The sequence below is a fragment of the Gabonibacter massiliensis genome (genome assembly GCA_001487125.1).
Taxonomy (GTDB): domain Bacteria; phylum Bacteroidota; class Bacteroidia; order Bacteroidales; family Marinifilaceae; genus Gabonibacter; species Gabonibacter massiliensis.
This window is the reverse complement of the sequence record LN913013.1, coordinates 1,807,870-1,826,566: the sequence shown is the minus strand read 5'-3', so window position 1 is coordinate 1,826,566 and position 18,697 is coordinate 1,807,870. Positions and strand designations below refer to the sequence as shown.

The 18,697-nt window shown below is 43.2% G+C and carries 11 protein-coding genes; 9 read left to right on the top strand and 2 right to left on the bottom strand.

From position 1 onward, the window contains the following. The first annotated feature begins 5 nt into the window (after positions 1-5). From BN3283_RS12030 to BN3283_RS12000, 7 genes are all read left to right on the top strand, one after another. Positions 6-1,073 (top strand): efflux RND transporter periplasmic adaptor subunit, encoded by a 1,068-nt coding sequence (locus BN3283_RS12030; protein WP_041505309.1) that lies wholly within the window; start codon positions 6-8, stop codon positions 1,071-1,073. Next, entirely contained in the window at positions 1,070-4,195 is a 3,126-nt protein-coding gene (locus BN3283_RS12025; RefSeq protein ID WP_059026762.1) for an efflux RND transporter permease subunit, read from the top strand. The genes BN3283_RS12030 and BN3283_RS12025 overlap by 4 nt, the downstream gene beginning before the upstream one ends. A gap of 26 nt (positions 4,196-4,221) precedes the next feature. Beyond that, entirely contained in the window at positions 4,222-5,631 is a 1,410-nt protein-coding gene (locus tag BN3283_RS12020; RefSeq protein WP_059026761.1) for a TolC family protein, read from the top strand. A gap of 149 nt (positions 5,632-5,780) precedes the next feature. Beyond that, entirely contained in the window at positions 5,781-6,860 is a 1,080-nt protein-coding gene (locus BN3283_RS12015) for an efflux RND transporter periplasmic adaptor subunit (protein ID WP_059026760.1), read from the top strand. A gap of 66 nt (positions 6,861-6,926) precedes the next feature. Beyond that, positions 6,927-10,085 (top strand): efflux RND transporter permease subunit, encoded by a 3,159-nt coding sequence (locus BN3283_RS12010; protein WP_041503108.1) that lies wholly within the window; start codon positions 6,927-6,929, stop codon positions 10,083-10,085. Positions 10,086-10,126: 41 nt separating this feature from the next. Further along, entirely contained in the window at positions 10,127-11,560 is a 1,434-nt protein-coding gene (locus tag BN3283_RS12005) for a TolC family protein (protein WP_059026759.1), read from the top strand. A 5-nt stretch (positions 11,561-11,565) separates the two neighbouring features. Then, positions 11,566-12,285, top strand: a complete 720-nt coding sequence (locus BN3283_RS12000; RefSeq protein ID WP_059026758.1) for a head GIN domain-containing protein — start codon at positions 11,566-11,568, stop codon at positions 12,283-12,285. Here the strand turns inward: BN3283_RS12000 and BN3283_RS11995 are convergent. After that, entirely contained in the window at positions 12,272-13,612 is a 1,341-nt protein-coding gene (locus BN3283_RS11995; protein ID WP_059026757.1) for a S41 family peptidase, read from the bottom strand. The genes BN3283_RS12000 and BN3283_RS11995 overlap by 14 nt on opposite strands. 411 nt (positions 13,613-14,023) lie before the next feature. On the opposite strand from BN3283_RS11995, the gene BN3283_RS11985 reads away from it, so the two are divergent. Next, positions 14,024-14,383 (top strand): hypothetical protein, encoded by a 360-nt coding sequence (locus BN3283_RS11985; protein ID WP_052649415.1) that lies wholly within the window; start codon positions 14,024-14,026, stop codon positions 14,381-14,383. A 224-nt stretch (positions 14,384-14,607) separates the two neighbouring features. Next, positions 14,608-15,945 carry a sigma-54-dependent transcriptional regulator gene (locus BN3283_RS11980; protein ID WP_059026755.1) on the top strand — a complete coding sequence of 446 codons (1,338 nt, stop codon included), beginning with the start codon at positions 14,608-14,610 and terminating at the stop codon, positions 15,943-15,945. Here BN3283_RS11980 and BN3283_RS11975 read toward each other — a convergent pair. Continuing rightward, a complete protein-coding gene (locus BN3283_RS11975) occupies positions 15,940-18,423 on the bottom strand; it encodes an ATP-binding response regulator (protein WP_059026754.1) in 2,484 nt (827 codons plus the stop codon). The two genes, BN3283_RS11980 and BN3283_RS11975, sit on opposite strands and share 6 nt — an antisense overlap. Positions 18,424-18,697 lie beyond the last annotated feature (274 nt).

Below are 18,697 nucleotides of genomic sequence, written 5' to 3'. Positions count from 1 at the left end.
CGTGTATGACGAATAAGTTTATTCTTCTGGTATTGAGTATGGTGTTATTGCTCGGGGCGTGCCGTACGTCAAAGACGGGCCGTACTCAGGGAAAAATGGTGGTAAAAGCGGATACGGTAAAAGACCATCAAGGGGAATTATCTATTGTGTATCCGGGAAAAATAAAGGCGGCTTCCGATGTGAATCTGGCTTTTCGGGTGGCCGGTCCTATTTTGAGAATGCCGTTGGAGGTAGGAGCCTTCGTAAAGAAAGGCACTGTAATTGCCGAAATAGATCCCCGGGATTATGAAATTCAGTTTTCTGCCACGGAGGCTGAATTCCGACAGGTAAAAGGAGAGGCCGAGCGAGTGATTGAGTTGTATAATCGGAAAAGCGTTCCCGTGAACGATTATGAAAAAGCCGTATACGGTTTAAGACAAATAACAGCTAAATACAACGCTCATAGAAATGCGTTGGAAGATACCCGTTTACTGGCTCCGTTCGACGGGTATATTCAAAAAAAGATTTTTAATCCTCATGAAACGGTAAATGCCGGTATACCGGTAATTTCTATGATCAATAGTGCTTATTTCGATGTGGAGATCGATATCCCCTCGAGCGACTATGTTCGTCAGGCTTTGTTCAAATCTTTTTCTTGTACTATCGATGTTTTTCCGGATAAGGTATTCCCTTTGGAATTGATAGAAGTTACCCGAAAGGCTAATTTAAACCAGCTCTACAAGATGCGTCTTCGTCTGAGACCGGAAAAAGGATTTGATATAGCTGCCGGGATGAGTGTAAACGTAAACATCGAATATAATCCTCAAATTAGCGAGTTAACGATTATTCCGTTATCCGCTGTTTTTGAAAATAGGGGGGATGCTGCCGTTTGGGTGTATAATCCTTCGACTCGAACCGTTTCTACGAGAGAGATAAAACTTGGTAAAATATTGAAAGACGGGACCGTTATTGTCGCACAAGGGTTGAAGGTGGGAGAGATCGTTATTTCAGCCGGAGTCCACGGGTTGAACGAAGGTATGGAAGTTGAACTTTTGAAAGGAGTGTCATCGACTAACGTGGGAGGATTGCTATGAACTTGACGGAATACGCTTTGAATAATAGAGCGTTGGTGAAATTTTTTATTGCCGTGCTCGTGATTGGCGGTGTTTTTGCTTTTATCTCTATGAGTAAATTGGAGGATCCGGAGATAAAGGTAAAACAGGCGATGATTCTTACTGTTTATCCTGGGGCTTCTGCTCATCAAGTGGAGTTGGAAGTGACCGATGTATTGGAAAAATCGATTCGTTCCATGGGAGCTATATCTACTATCGAATCCAAATCGGTAGCGGATATGTCTTTGATAACCGTGGAGTTGGAGAGTACGGTCAGCGGAGATGAATTAGAACAGAAATGGGATATTTTACGACGGAAGGTGATAAATGCACAGGCCAGTTTACCATCGGGGACCCGTCCTTCCGTTGTCATGGATGATTTTGGGGACGTGTATGGTATGTTTTACGCGATAACGACCGACGGCGTATCAGATGAGGAGTTGATGGATTATGCCCAACTGGTGAAACGGGAGTTACAGGATGTTGCGGGGGTACGTCGGGTCGAACTGTACGGGGATCGGAAACCTTGTATCAATATCGAGATCCTTCAGGATCAAATGGTGAACCTGGGTGTACATCCCATGGAGGTTCTGGCTACATTGAATAATCAGAATAAGACGGTTTATCCCGGTTATTTTAATAGCGGTGACCAACGTATCCGGGTGGCCGTGAATGATAGCTATCGCTCTATTGAAGATATTCAAGATTTAATTATTCAGGGGCACGAGGGAGATCAATTGCGATTACGGGATATTGCTACCGTGACCAAGGGATACGAGGACCCTTCTCGTAACGAGATGCGCTATGATGGAAAACGTGCTTTTGGATTAGCCGTTTCTATGGAAAAAGGGGGAAATATTGTTTCATTGGGGCGTATTGTCGATAAAAAACTGACAGATCTCAAAACTTCCCGGATTCCGGTAGGTATTGATTTCCATAAGGTCTTTTTTCAACCGGAACGGGTAAGTGAGGCTATCGGCGTATTTATGGTGAATTTAGTGGAATCCGTTGTTATTGTCATATTGATTCTGATGTTGACGATGGGCTTCCGGAGCGGTGTTATCATAGGAACCGGTTTGGTGATTATTGTGTTGGGTTCTTTTGTGGTGCTCTATCTTTTTGACGGAACATTGCAGCGAGTTTCATTGGGATCGTTAATTGTAGCCATGGGAATGTTGGTGGATAATGCCATCGTTATTGTGGACGGGATTTTGGTCGACCTGGAACGGGGAATAAAACGTCCGGCGGCTTTGACAAATATTACGAAGAAGACCGCTATGCCTTTATTGGGGGCCACCTTGATAGCCATATTGGCATTCTTCCCGATTTTTATTTCTCCGGATACGACGGGCGAATATGTTCGGGATCTATTTATCGTGTTGGCCGTTTCTTTGTTGCTGAGTTGGATATTAGCCTTGACTCAAATTCCTATCCATGCGGATAGATCGTTGAAAATACAACCGAAGGAGGGTGGTGAAAAACTTTTTGATAGTAAAATTTACCGTTTGTTTCGGACTTTTTTAACTTATATTTTATGGCATAAGAAGTTAGCTATTGCTGTCGTTGTTGTTTTATTGGCGATCACGGCTTATTGTTACCGTTATATCCCCCAGGGTTTTTTCCCTGATCTGAGTTATTCCCAGTTATATGTAGAATTTAAAATGCCTGAAGGAACCAGGATAGAACGAGTAAAATCCGATTTGGCCGAAATCGAGCGTTATTTATTGAATCGTCCGGATATTACCCACGTGACAACGAGTTTGGGAGGAACTCCTGCCCGCTATAATTTGGTACGTTCCATAGCAGAACCTTCCATGAGTTATGGGGAATTAATTGTGGATTATACCAGCCCCGATGCATTAAAAAGTTCATTATCGGAAATCCAGGATTATCTGGAGGCTCATTATCCGGATGCTTACGTGAGGATGAAGCGTTATAATCTCATGTACAAAAAATTTCCGATCGAATTGATGTTTTCCGGTCCCGATCCTGCCGTTTTAAAAGAGTTGACGGCTAAAGCCGAACGTATTATGCGCGATGAACCGGCAGTTATGCTTGTCACGAGGGATTGGGACCCGATGGTTCCCGTGCTGATGGTGAACTATTATCAACCGATAGCCCGCTCTGCGGGACTTTCCCGTTCCGACGTGGGATTGTCTATGTTGTCGGCAACGGATGGACTGCCGGTAGGGGCTTACTACGAGGGAACCCGTTCTCTGCCTTTATACATGAAGAGCCGGAATAGCCGGGGAGAAAAGGTCGAAGCGTTGGATAATATTCCCGTGTGGAGCGTGATGCCTTCTGCTTCTGCTTTAAACGAGGAATCTTTGAAAGGATTATTGATGGGAACGACCTCGGGAGAGGAGTTGTTGGCTCGAACCATAGGTTCGACCCCTTTGAATCAGGTTACCCGTGGTGTGAGTATGAAGTGGGAAGATCCGGTCGTACGGCGCTATAACGGGCAACGGGCGATGCGGGCGCAATGTAATAACGCTTTGGGCTATACTGCCGAAAGTGCAAGGGTTCTTTTGGCCGAGAGAATAGATACGATTGCTCTACCGGAAGGCTATACGATGCAATGGTTAGGGGAGCATAAAGCGAGCGGGGAATCGATGAAGTATCTTTTCGCCAATATTCCGTTGGCTATTATCTTGATGGTTGCCATATTGATTATGTTGTTTAAAGATTTTAGAAAACCGATAATCATTTTCTTGTGTTTACCTTTGGCGACGATCGGTATTGTGGCGGGAATGTTATTAAGCGGTAAAGAGTTCGGGTTCGTGGCTATCGTCGGAGCTCTCGGATTGATCGGGATGATGATTAAGAATGGAGTGGTATTGTTAGATGAGATCGGTTTGCAGATAGCCTCGGGAAAGAGTCAATTGCAAGCGTTGTTAGATTCCTCTTCTTCCCGTTTCCGTCCGGTAATGATGGCCTCTTTAACGACTATATTAGGAATGATTCCGCTTTTAGGGGACGATATGTTCGGCTCTATGGCAGTAACGATTATGGGAGGATTATTAGTCGGAACAGTGATCACGTTGGTATTTATTCCGGTTTTATATGCAATCTTCTTTGAAGATAAAAAGAGGAATAACGTTTAGCGAATGATAAATTAAATCAAGGAAAAATGCGCTTTTTATTTGTAGTTATATTGTTGGTGGGTTTTATACCGGTACAGGCTCAGGTATCATTGGATTTAAAAAAATGTCGGGAAATGGCCTTGGAGAACAGTAAGAAAATAGCTATTGCGGCTCAACAAGTTGAGAAGTCCGCTTATGACGTGAAAAGTTACAGGGCTAATTTCTTTCCGAAGTTTTCGGCCACTGGCGTGTATGCTTATATGCAAAAGAGGTGGAAGTTTAAGATTAACGGCGGTTATTTGCCCACGTATATTCAGGACGGACAAGGGAATTTAGTTCCCAATTTATATCTTGATCCGACAACGCATTTGCCGGTGATGGGAAAAGACGGTATGTTTCTTTTTAATGAATATGCTTTTATGCCTGATATCAATTTGGCTTTGGGCTTGAGGGGTATTTATACGGCGGGGATTTTGTTGGAGCAGCCTCTTTTTATGGGTGGAAAGGTGCGTTCTGCTTTCAGGATGGCAAAGATAGGGAAAGAGATGGCGGATCTGAATCAGGAATACAATCGAAAGGAGGTAATTTTAGAGGCCGACGAGGCGTATTGGCAATATTTGAAAGTGTGTGAATTGGTAACTTCTGCCGAGAAATATAAGTCGGTTGTGAAAGAGTTGGTACTTAACCTGGTAAATGCTTATGAAATCGGAATGAGTTCCCGTAATGATTTATTGAAAGCACAGGTAAAGCTGAATGAGGCAGAGCTTATGTTGCAAAAGGCTATGAATGGTAAGTCTTTGGCCCGTATGAATTTATGTCGGATTGTCGGGATCGATTTTTATTCGGAAGTACAGATTAGTGACACTCTTCAAGAAGGGATTACTCCGGGGTTATTCGAGGTGAAGGCGGGAATCACGGGACGGCCCGAATATAATTTGTTAGAAAAGGAGGTCGAGTTAAAAATAAAAGAGGTGGAACTGACCCGTTCCGATTTTTTACCTCAACTGGGAGTTTCGGCTTCTTACGGGTATTCCGATGGAATAACCGTGAACGGACAGGGTTCTGGTATATCTTCTTTTACGGCAATGGCTTCCTTAAAAATTCCGATTTACAATTGGGGAGAAGGTAGAAATAAGGTTCGTTCAGTGAAGGCGGAAAAAGAGATGAGCCGTTTGAGACAGGAAGACATGGCACAAATGATGCAGTTAGAGATTGCCCGGGCTCGTTTTAACGTGGAAGATGCGGTAACCCGGGTAACATTGACCCGTCAATCGTTATCTCAGGCGGAGGAAAATTTGATTGTTAGTAAAAATCAATACGAAGTCGGGATGGAAACATTGACCGACTATATGGAAGCACAGGCTCAGTGGCAAAAAGCATGGAGTGACTGGATTGATGCCAAGGCTGAATTACGTTTAAGTGAAACCCGTTATTTGAAAGCGACAGGGCAATTGTAAAGATTCGTCCAGATACGATCGATTGAAATAATATACTTGTTTTCGCTGTTTTCGTTTTTTGTTTGGATGTTTTTATCGAGTTTCGGAAAAGAAAGTGAAACATTTGTTTAGTCTTTTGAGTATATGGTTATGATCTTTAACTGTATATTATGAAGATGATGTTTTTTTCTGTATTGAAATGGGCTCCGGTGATAGGAGCTTTATTTGTAGTCGAATCCTGTCGCAGAGCGGCGCCTGGATTAGAGATCCCGCAGTTGGTTAAAACGGCAGAGATTCAAAAATATGAAGGAGAGAGTAGTACGAGTTATCCGGGGAAGATAAAAGCGGCTTCGGATGTGAAATTGGCCTTTCGGGTGGCGGGTCCGATCATAAGGTTTAGAGCAAAAGAGGGGGAATACGTGAAGAAGGGACAAGTATTAGCCGAAATCGATCCCCGGGATTATAAGTTGCAATTTGATGCTACGGCGGCCGAGTATAAACAGATCAAAGGTGAGTCGGAGCGAGTGATGGAGCTTTATCGCCGGAAGAGTGTTCCGGTAAATGATTATGATAAGGCGGTTGCTGCATTGAAACGGATTACGGCTCTTTATGAGGCGCATCGAAATGCTTTGAACGATACGAAATTAAGGGCTCCTTTTGACGGGTATATCCAAAAAAAGTTTTTTGATGCTCATGAAATCGTTAATCAGGGATTACCCGTATTGTCGATGATCAATGATAATTACTTCGAGATAGACATAGATATTCCCTCGAGTGATTATATTCGCCGGGAGAACTTCGTGAGTTCTTATTGCGTTGCCGATGTGTATCCGGGAATGAAAATTCCGTTGGAACTATTGGAAATCGCACAACAGGCTAATTACAATCAACTCTTTAAAGTCCGGTTTCGTCTGAAACCGGAACAAAAATTGGATATCGCTGCAGGGATGAGCGCTACTGTCACCATCGACTTTATGCCGGGGAAAGACGATTTGGCCTTGATTCCTATTTCCGCTCTTTTTCAAAAAGACGGGAAATCGTATGTGTGGTCTTACGAAAAGAAGGAGGGGAAGATAAGTAAATCTTTAGTAGAGATCGTTGAAATTCAGAAAGACGGGATGGTTTTGGTTCAATCCGAACTGCTACCCGGATCTTGGATCGTTACAGCCGGGGTCAATCATTTGAAAGAGGGACAAAAAGTTCGTCAACTTCCCCCCGTATCAACCTCTAATGTCGGAAAACTTTTATAATGCTTTGTCGGTTACGATTTATAGACGATGGTAACCGGCGGGTAGGCAACTTGTAATTTTGATAATATGAACTTTACGGAATATGCATTAAAAAATAAAGCCTTAGTTTATTTTTTCGTCTTCGTGTTGGTGGTCGGAGGAGTTTATTCTTTTTTTACCATGAGTAAACTGGAGGATCCGGCTATTACGGTGAAGCAGGCTTTGGTGATAACCACTTTTCCGGGAGCCTCGGCTTATCAAGTCGAATTGGAGGTAACGGATGTTCTGGAGAAATCCATACGTTCCATGGGAGATTTGGATCATGTCTCTTCTCTTTCGATGGACGATGTGTCGATGATTACGGTGGAACTGAGCAGTACGGTACCGCTGGCGGAGTTACAACAAAACTGGGACATTTTGCGACGGAAGGTGGCAAATGTTCAAGCTCAATTACCGGAAGGGGCCAATGCCTCTTTGGTGATGGATGATTTCGGGGACGTATACGGAATGTTTTATGCCATGACCTCGGACGGATTCGGATATCAGGAGATGTCCGATTATGCCGAATTGGTCCGTCGTACGGTATTGGATATAGACGGGGTAAGCAGTGTGGATATATACGGGGAGCGGCAGGCTTGTATCAATATCGATATACGGGAGGATAAGATGGCCAATCTCGGCGTTCATCCCGCGGAGATTATCATGACGCTGAACGGACAAAATAAAACGGTTTATTCCGGCTATTTCGATAGCGGAGAAAAGCGGATAAGGGTGAATGTAGACGGAGCTTATAAAGCCATAGAGGATATTCGTAACCTTCTGATAAAAGGGCATGAGCAAGATCAGATCCGGCTTTCGGATGTGGCAACTATCACGAAAGGATACGTGGAACCCCAGCGGGAGGGATTAATCTATGATACGATTCCTGCTATCGCCATCTCTATTGCCATGGAAAAAGGAGGGAATATCATTCAATTGGGTAAGAAGGTGGACGAGAAATTAGCAGAATTGAAACGGGAAATTATTCCGGCTGGAATTGATTTTCAAAAAGTATTTTTTCAACCTACCCGGGTGCAGAGTGCTATTAACGTATTTATGGTGAATCTGATAGAATCCGTCCTGATCGTTATTTTGGTCGTGATGTTATTCATGGGTTTCAGAAGCGGTTATATTATTGGTATCGGTTTGGTTGTCGTGGTTTTAGGGTCTTTCGTGATACTTCATATGATGCATGGAACGTTACAACGGGTTTCGTTGGCTTCGTTTATCGTGGCCATGGGAATGCTGGTGGATAATGCTATTGTAATCACGGATGGGATATTGGTAGATTTGAAACGGGGACTGAAGAAACCCGATGCTTTGGTCAATATTACCAAAAAAACAGCATGGCCTTTGTTGGGAGCAACGACGATCGGGATCTTAACCTTTTTACCGATTTATCTCTCTCCCGATACGACGGGTGAGTATGTCCGGGATCTTTTTATCGTACTGGCGGTCTCCTTGTGGTTGAGTTGGGTGTTAGCGTTGGCTTATGTCCCGATTCAGGCGGATAGGGGATTGAAGGTAAACCCGGCCAAGCAGGTTAGCGAAAAAGAGATGTATGACACGAAGGTATACCGGATGTTTAGGGGGGTGTTGCAATTTTCCGTGTATAACCGGATCGGTGTTTTGGCTGCGACAGTCGTTCTGTTATTAGTCAGTGTGTACATGTTTCGGTATATAAAACAAGGGTTCTTCCCCGATTTGAGTTACAATCAATTGTATATAGAATATAAGATGCCTTACGGGACGAATCCGCAGACGGTAAAAGAAGATCTGGCTTCCATCGAACGTTATCTCTCTTCCCGTCCCGAGATCACGATGGTAACGACGAGCTTGGGAGGAACACCTTCCCGGTATAATTTGGTCCGGACCGTGGCCGAGCCGGCTTTGAGTTACGGCGAGTTGATCGTGGATTTTACTTCTCCGGAGACATTGAAAGCGAATCTGAACGAGTTACAGAAATATTTATCGGAACATTACCCCTCTGCTTACGTACGCATGAAACAATACAATCTGATGTACATGGACTATCCCGTGCAGTTTATGATTTCAGGGCCTGACCCTGCCGTCTTAAAGCGGTTATGTGCCCAAGTGGAGGAGATCATGAGGGATGATTCGACCACGATGCTGGTGACCAATGACTGGGGACCCATGACGCCGGCTTTGAACGTGGAGTATTATCAACCGATAGCACGGGTGGCCAATCTTTCCCGCGAGGATGTCGGAATGGCCTTGTTGGCGACGACAGACGGTTTGCCGGTAGGATCCTATTACGAGGGACAACACGATTTGCCGATTTATGTAAAAAGTGTGGGACAGGATAATCAACGTTTGGGTAAATTAGGAAACGTTCCGGTTTGGAGTTTGGTTCCTTCCACGAATCTGTTGAACATGGAGACCATAAAAGAGCTGATAAGCGGAATGATTTCGGCAGACGAGTTATTGACGGCTGCAATCGGGTCAACGCCTTTAAATCAAGCGACCAATGGAATAAATGCCGTTTGGGAGGTTCCCGTGGTGCGTCGTTATAACGGCCAGCGTTCTATATCCGCCCAATGTAACAATGCTCCGGGATACACCAGCAATGAAGTACGGAACAGCCTTCTTACTAAAATCGACACGATTCAATTTCCTCCGGGGTATACGACCGAGTGGCAAGGGGAGTATTTGGCCAGTACGCAGTCCAAACAATACCTGTTTAAGAATGTGCCGGTTGCTATTGTTCTCGTGTTGGCTATTTTGATTGCACTTTTTAAAGATTTCAAACGTCCGGCGATGATTTTATTGTGTTTGCCGTTAGCGATTACCGGAGTCGTTTTCGGAATGTTGTTGGCCGGAAAAGAGTTCGGTTTTGTTGCTATCGTGGGAGCACTCGGGCTTGTCGGGATGATGATTAAAAATGGTGTGGTGTTGGTGGATGAGGTCGATATCCAGATCCGATCGGGGAAAGATCCTTTCCAGGCTTTGTTGGATGCCTCTTCTTCCCGGTTGCGTCCTGTATTTTTAGCCGCGATGACAACCATATTGGGAATGATTCCTTTGGTTAACGACGATATGTTCGGGGCTTTGGCCGTGACCATAATGGGTGGGTTGTTTATTGGGACCGTGATCACGTTGGTTATTCTTCCGGTTCTTTATTCTCTCTTTTTAAAAATCAAACATCCGAAACGGGAGAAGAAAGATTTTCACATGGGATTAAGTTAATGAATGAGTTTTGAACGATAGAATTTAAATAATAGAAGAAGATGCGATTTTTATTTATTACCCTACTGGTGTTAGGACTGAGTCCGGTGAAGGCGCAGGTCGTGCTGAACTTAGAGCGCTGTCGGGAAATGGCACTTGAGTATAGCCAACAATTGGCTATTGCCCGCCAACAGGAACAAAAGGCCGTTTGGACCAAAAAAGAGTATAGAGCCAATTACTATCCGAAACTTTCGATTACCGGTATTTATTTTTATAACCAGAAAAAACAGAAGTATAGTTTGGACGGGGGATATTTGCCGACTTACGTGCCCGGAGAGAATCAAAAGTTAGAACCGAATTTAGTTGTCGGTCCGGACGGGAAACCTATCTTCGGTCCCGATGGAAAACCCGTGTTTAAAGAGTATGCTTTTTTACCGGATATTCCGATTTCTCTTTCGATGAGAGGAGTATATATGGCCGGCGTGCAGTTGCAACAGCCCCTTTTTTTGGGAGGGAAGATCCGGGCCGCTCATCAGGCGGCCAAAGCGGGAGAAATATTGGCAAAGGAGAATGTGCGCTTAAATCGTTCGCAAGTTCTTGTTGAGTTGGAACAGGCTTATTGGCAATGTATACGGGTTCGGGAGTTGGTTCTCGTGGCCCGGAAATACAAGGAGGTCGTGGGGGAGTTGGTGAAAAATTTGGAAGATGCTCAACAAACCGGAATGACTTCTTTAAATAATGTGTTGAAAGCACAGGTGAAATTCAATGAGGCTGTTTTGCAATTACAGAAGGCCCAACACGGGCAGGAACTTTCCCGGATGAATCTTTGTCGTTTGGTCGGATTGGATTTGGAGACGAGGATAGAATTGACAGATTCGTTATCTTCAACATTAAGTCCGCAAATATGGGCTTTACCCGATCATCTGGAGCAACGTCCCGATTATAATATGTTAGAAAAGGAGATCGAGATGAAACAGAAAGAGATCCGTATCGCTCGTTCCGGTTTCTTGCCTCAGGTCGGAGTCTCTGTAGGGTATGGTTTTAGCGGGGGCTTGGAATTAAACGGGGATGGTGCCGACGATCATTCGTTTAATGCATTGGCTTCGGTACAGATTCCCGTATTCAATTGGGGGGAAGGTCGGAACAAGGTCCGTTCTGCAAAGGTAGACGAGGAGATAAGCCGTTTAAACAAAGAGAAAATGGGGGAATTGATGAGATTGGAAATTGCCGGAAACCGATTTAAACTGAAAGATGCTCAAACCCGTATTCAATTAACCCGTACGGCATTGGTTCAGGCGGAAGAAAATTTAAAGATTACGACAAACCAATACGAGGTAGGAATGGAAAATCTGACCAATTTGTTAGAGGCTCAAGCTCAATGGCAACAAGCATGGAGCGACTGGGTCGAAGCCAAGACGCAGTTGAAACTGAGTGAAACCGAGTATCTGCAGTCTATCGGTTTGTTGGAGGGAAAAAATGAATATGATTATAAATAATTCGAATGATGAAAGGTCTATTATGGGGATTGTGTTTTTTGCTTTTTGCGGTAAGCGGATGGGCAAAAGACAAAAAAGTAACGGGAACGGGTTATGTGTTGATGTCGCAACGACCTTCGGAGGTCCGTTTTGAAAAAATATCCGTTCAACAGGGGATTACACTCTATGTGACATTGGATAAGACGGCAACGATATCCGTGGAGTCGGATGATAATATTCTGCCATATATCAAGACGGAGATAAAAAATAATCAGTTGAATGTATATATAGAACCGGGTATTAGCATTCGCCGCTACACGGTAATGAACGTATTGGTGACCTTACCGCGACTTGTTCGTTTGGAGGCTGCTTCTGCGGCACGGATTGAGGGCTCGGCGCTGTTGCGGGTCGATCAATTGGAGGTGGTCGCTTCCGGTGCATCCAATATGAAATTGGAGGTGAAGGGAAACGAGTTACAGGTGGAAGCTTCCGGTGCCTCCCGTTTGGAATTGAAAGGGGAAGTAAAGCAGTTGGATTTGAATCTTTCAACGGCATCCTACCTGAAGGCATGGGAATTATCAGCGGATACGTGTAATGCTGACATAAGCAATGCTGCTAAAGGAGAGATCTTCGTGCGTCAGAAATTAAACGCGGAGATATCTTCTTCCGGTTTGCTTTTGTATGACGGGAGCCCTGTTATTACTCGTAATTTGAGTAGTGGAGGGTCTTTAGTTAAAAGGAGATAATATAACGTCCTTCTGGCTCCAAGGTTTCGGGAACTGCTTGTTCCGATATCGTGCGGGCCGAACGGAATGAGCTTCGGCCGGTTATTTGGTCAAGCGTGTAAGCGATTAAATATTCGTTTTTATCACCCCAGTCGTTCTGATCCCGGAAATAAGCGTTATCGCTTTCTTTTATGTAGTAATCGGGGACAATCCCGTTTCTTACGGATTCACGGTTACTGTTGGTATATTCGAATGCGATCAAATAGACATTCCATTGGTCGATGCTTGCATCGGAAGGAGTATAAACGATTCCTCCGGCATTTTTACCGGTAGTGGTTTCTCCTACGGTAATAACATCCATATAAGGTTTTAGGCCCGATATGACAACTTCGGAAGCCGAAGCGGTGGAGTTGTTGGTAAGAATCCATACCTTTTCCAAACCTAACCGGGCATTCTCTGGAACTTTGGCATTCAAATGTTCTTCTGTCATAAGAGAAGAATTTTGGTATATCGCCTGGTATTTTTCATTCCATTGTTTATAAATCAACAACTTGTTTGACATAACTGCGGATGTCGGGGCGATAAGAGAGGCCAAATGAACGGCCGCATGATTGTAACCTCCCCCGTTGTAACGAAGGTCTAATATTAATTCGTCTATTTCCTGTGTTTTGAATTCGTTGAAAATCCGGGTTAGTTCATCTAAAGAGCTTTGATTTTTATAAACGAAGCTGGCATAGGCGAGGTAACCGATTTTTTTGTCTCCCTCTTCGATTACCGTATTTTTTAGGATCGGATTGACTTCATATTTTTGGGCATTCAGACTGATACTTTCGGAAGAACCGTTTTTATGGGTCACTTGAATCGTTATCTCTCGGGCGTTTAATGCCGTTTGTATATTAGAGAGATTCGGGGTTAATCCGTTTACCCGTGTAATAATATCCCCTTTACGCAGTCCGGCTTTCCCCGCGGGGGAATCCGGAAAAACCATATTGATTTTGGAAAAAAGGGTATTGCCGGATTGATCGCTCCAAATGGTTACGCGTATGCCGAAACCGTAATCATCTCCGTCTTCAATGGCAGAGAGAGTCCCGTCAGCCGATTCGTCGGTTAAACGAGACCACCTGTCTCCTTCGTATTTTAGGGCATTGAAAAAGCTGGACGGAGCTGTTTCTTTATCCACGTTTTTCGTTTGGACCTCTTTGGCCCAAAAATACTCTTCTTTCATGTGGGACTCTACAAATTGATTGATGTTGTAGTTTTCCGAAAGATCCTTCTTATCCCCTATCTTGTCGTCCTGACAGCCGACGAGTAGTCCTGCGAACAGGAACCCATATAGTAATGTTTTCATATATTTAAATAAACAACAATACTACGATTTTTTGAAGAATAATAAAAGTTTTTTCGACGGATTAATTCGTAAAGTGTGGAATCACGGAATGGGTGTGGAAAATCGCCACAGTTGTTCCCCGTTTTTCTACAATCCGGGAAACGGTGTATGGCGATAAACGATATTGTATAATATTGATTATTAGTATGAAATCTTGGAAGCGGCGGAAATTGTATGTTTTGGCATACTATTTCTTATAGATAAGGCAAAGAGGTTAAAATTAAAAATTGAAAGTATGGTAGTTTTTGGATTTTTTATCGTTGTAGCCGTATCGGGGTTGTTATTGCCGCACTTTTTAACGGAACCTGATCATAAGCTGGAATCTAATAAGTGAACTGAATATATATGAGTTTAATTTTAAAACGGGAAATTATGAAAAATGTATTGAAAAGTATCGTAGTCGTAGCAGTTGTTGTGTTTGGTTTTTCAAATTATGTTGTGGCAGCGTCCCACCAGACTATTGCCAGAGATACGGTTATTCCGGATACAACCAAGCAGGAAGTTATGTTGAGTCTGATCACTCGGGCAGATGTGGTTTGGACGAAAATTGACGTAGCCGATGTGCCGCAAGCAGTAAAGGATGCCGTTGCGAAAAAATACGAGGGCTATACGATTGAAGAGGCTTATAAAGGTGATAACGACCAATATAAACTGATTTTGAAAAAAGATGAACAAACAATCACGGTCATATATGATAAAGACGGGAAATTCATTAGTGAAGGGGAGAAATAAGTGAGGTACATAATCGTGCATTTGTAGGAGGCTGTTCGGATCTATTCCGGGATAGCCTCCTTTTCATTGTATATGTAGATAATAATCAATTTCTGATCTGTATCACCGAATGTGTGGAGGTGATCCGAGGCGTAACGCCTCAAGATTCTTTATTTATTAAATAGCGTTAAATCTTTTTTTGTTTAGTCGTTTAAGGTTATTTTCGTAAGATAAATAATCGATCTATGGCAAAAATTTTAGTAGTCGATGATGATACGACTTTCTGTATCATGTTGAAAAATTGGTTGGGGAAGCGTAAATTTGAAGTAGAGAATGCTTTTACCTGCAAAGAGGCTGTAAAAAAATTGGAGGGAACCGCTTTTGATGTGGTTCTCACGGATTTGCGCTTGCCGGATAAAGATGGGATAGATCTGCTTCGTATCATTAAAGAGAAAACTCCTCAGGCACAGGTTATTTTAATGACCGGTTATGCCGACATTCAGACAGCCGTTACGGCTATTAAATTGGGAGCCTTCGATTATGTATCCAAGCCGGTTATCCCCGATGAGATTCTGAAAAAATTGCAGGAAGCCCTGAAATTGGAAACAAAACCCAAGGAAAAGGGAAAAACCGCTACCGCGAAAACATCGGAAATCACTTATATTAAAGGAATAAGCGAGAAGGCCGATCAACTGTACGACTACATCCGTTTGGTAGGACCCACGAACATGAGTGTACTGATCAATGGAGAGAGCGGAACGGGAAAGGAGTATATCGCCCGTTTGATTCATTCGATGAGTAGCCGGAAGGATGCTCCTTTCGTGGCTGTGGATTGCGGTGCGGTTCCGAGAGATTTAGCCGCGAGTGAGTTTTTTGGTCATATAAAAGGTTCGTTTACAGGAGCTGTTTCCGATAAGGAAGGTTACTTTGTATTAGCGTCGGGGGGTACTATTTTCCTGGATGAGATCGGAAATCTCTCCTATGATGTACAAGTGCAACTGCTACGGGCGTTGGAAGAACGAAAGGTTCATCCGATCGGGGGGCAGAAAGATATATCTTTCGATGTCCGTATCATTACCGCCACGAACGAGAATTTAAAGGAAGCCGTAGCTTCCGGAAAGTTCCGGGAAGATCTGTTTCACCGGTTGAATGAATTTTCTATTCAGGCGATACCTTTAAGAGAGCGGAAGGAAGATATTATGGTTTTTGCCAATCATTTTTTAGATAATGCCAATGAGGATTTAGGAAAAGAGGTTGTCGGTTTTGACGAGAGTGTTGCCGATATTTTCCGGAATTACAGATGGCCGGGGAATCTTCGCGAGATGCGAAACGTGGTGAAAAGAGCGACCCTTTTGTGTCCCGGAAAACTTATTGTTAAAGAGTGTTTGCAGCCTGAATTATGGCAGCAACAAGCCCCTTCTCCCGAGAAGAGTGTCGGAAGTCGTAAGGATATGGAAAAAGAGTTGATTCGGGACGTAATGATTCGGTGTAAAAATAACAAAAGCGAGGCGGCCCGCATCCTTCAAATCGATAGAAAGACTCTTTACAGTAAACTAAAACATTTCGGGTTGGAGGATTTATAACTCTTTTTTCAATTCTTCCAAGATCGTTTCTCCTTGCCGGATGATTTTTTCAACTTGCTCTTTTATTCGGGTTTCCGGGGTCCGGGCAGAATCTGTTTGCTCCAAAAAAGCCAGGAGCGGTATAATCTCTTTTATGGCAAATTGTCTGAACATGGGCAGCATCTTATGGGACAGCCTGCCGATTTGTTGGAACTCTTTCTTATCGAGAAGTTGAGCTAATGTCGAGAAATTGGTTTCGCAGTCCCTAATGAAGGAGCGGATGATTTCCTTTATAGCCTGAGGATCGTGGTCGGCAAATATTTTTATGCTGTTTAAATCGTAAGGAAGGTTATTTGTCACGGACTCTCCTTCCGTGTTTTTTATTTTTACTGAAAATCCGGTTAGTTTGGCGATGCATTCGAAAAGTTGTTGCGGTGTAAACGGTTTATTCAGATAGGCCGAGAAACCCGATTTTTTATAATGGTTTTCTTTCATATCTCCTCTGGCGGAAAGGGCTATTGCCGGGATTTTTTGAATGTCCGGGTCCGGAAATCTCCGGATTTGCTCGATCAATTCGAATCCGTCCATTCCGGGCATTTGAATATCGGAAAGAATAATATCGAACCTTTCCTTCTCTAAATATTCCAATACTTTTGTCGGATCATTGCAAGATGTACAAACAATCCCTTTTTGTCTGAGCAGTTCGGTGCTCATGTGGAGTTGTAATGGGTCGTCATCTACTAACAAGGCTTTCAATTGTTGAACCTCCGGAAGATTGGTCTCCTCTTTTTCGGGCAGCACTTCTACCGGGGATACAGCTTTCAGTAGGGGAAGTTTGACCGTAAAGCTACTGCCGATCTCTTTCTCGCTTTCAAGGCTGATTTCTCCGCCCAAAAGTTGAACCAACTGTTGAGTGATCGTTAGTCCGAGACCCGTTCCTTCGGCTCCGTTATTGTGTTGTGCATCTAAGCGCGTGAATGCTTTGAAAATCAACTCCTGCTCTTCCCGGGTCATTCCCGGTCCGGAGTCTTTAATGACGATAATTAAGGTCTCTGCCTGCGTGGGGCTCACGAAGGCGGATAACTCGATTCTTCCTTCCCGGGTGTATTTAATGGCATTCGATAACAGATTAATGATTATTTGCCGGATTTTCATCGGATCTCCCGAATATGAAGTATCCAAGGCCGAGCTTATGTTGCTTTGTAATATTAACTCTTTTTTCGCTGCTAAAGGTTGTAAACTGTCGCTTGTCTCCTGTAGCAGACGGGCCGGATTATACGGAACGTGGTCTATATCCATTTTGTTGGACTCCAGTTTAGAGAAGTCCAACAGATTATTGGCTAAATGAAGAATGTGTTCGGAGGAACTTTTCATGTTTTGGAGAAAATAACGTTGACGCTCTTCTAAAGATGTGTTGTTCAGAAGTTCAATATATCCCATGATGGAGCTAAGAGGTGCTTTGATGTCGTGGGTAACCGTCAGCATGAGTTGTTCCCTGCTTTGTAAAAGTTTTTCGGTAAATGATTTGGCTTCCTCTAAAGCTTTTCGGTACCGTTGGCTTTGGGATATGTCGCTTATGATCAGTGAAATAAATACGATGACCAATACGCAGGATATGATGGCAATCCATGCTATCGTGCGTGTAATACTGTGAGTCAACTGTTGTTGCTGTTCCATCTTCGTGATGGTATGATCGAATTCCTCATTTTCCAGATCGCTGAGGATGCGTTTTATTCTTTCCGTGATATTTTGTCCGCTTTGAATAACGGCAATCTCTTTCCGGTAGACCTCTTTGGCCATCTCCTGGTTCTGTTGCTGAAATTCGTCCCAGGCCGATTTGATTACCGTGACTAATGAATCTGTCTTTGCCACGGGTTTTTCCTGTGTGATCGTATCGACTGGGATATGCTTGATCGTAACTTGAAGCGTGGTGTCCCGGCGGGAGAAAAGTCCCATAAAGCCTTTTCTTTTCTTCACGGTGTACACGCTATCATATGTGGTGATCGTTTGGGGTGTTGTCTCTTCCGGTTCCACGGCGGTACTGTCTTTTATGGCTTCGACCCGTTCGATGGCGATATTGTAGAAATCTTCCGGAAGGGAAATTTGCTTTACCTCCATTAAAGCCTTGAGGTTATCGATTTTTTGGTTGAGAAGATAATTGATCGTATCTATTCTTTTTTTCTGAAGTTTTATGGTAGTCAGGTTTTTTAGCGTATCCATATTTCTCCGAACCTCTTTCATCAAGTTTATATAACGATTGAATTTCGTTTTGGAATTGGTTTGTGAGAAAGCGATACCGATGCCCTCCGCTTCATAAAGTTTGGCCAATGTATTGCTGATGATGAATAGTTTTGTTTGCGTGATGGTTTCTTTGGGATCTTTTTCTGTCAATTGCAGCGTCTCTTTGTAGATAAAGATAATGGCCACAGTTGCCAGAAAGAGCAGGATAAGATATCCGGCAATCAGTTTCAGTTTGGTGAATTTGAAAAGTTTTTGCATGTCCCGTGAATTCGTTTTTGCGAATATACAAAAAGATCACGAAATGTACACTCGTCGTCCCGGATGAAAGGGTAAAATAAACAAGTACAGATGCTATTAAAAGAGTATGAATTCGAAACGTTTTTTTTGTGAATTATTCGTGTTTTGTTGTCATATTAATATAAATTATATTATAATAATAAATATTATGTATGTGTAGTGTATTGATATGAAAAATAATTACCTTAATTTTACACAAATATTATCTTTTATGATAATATTCATTTAAATAACT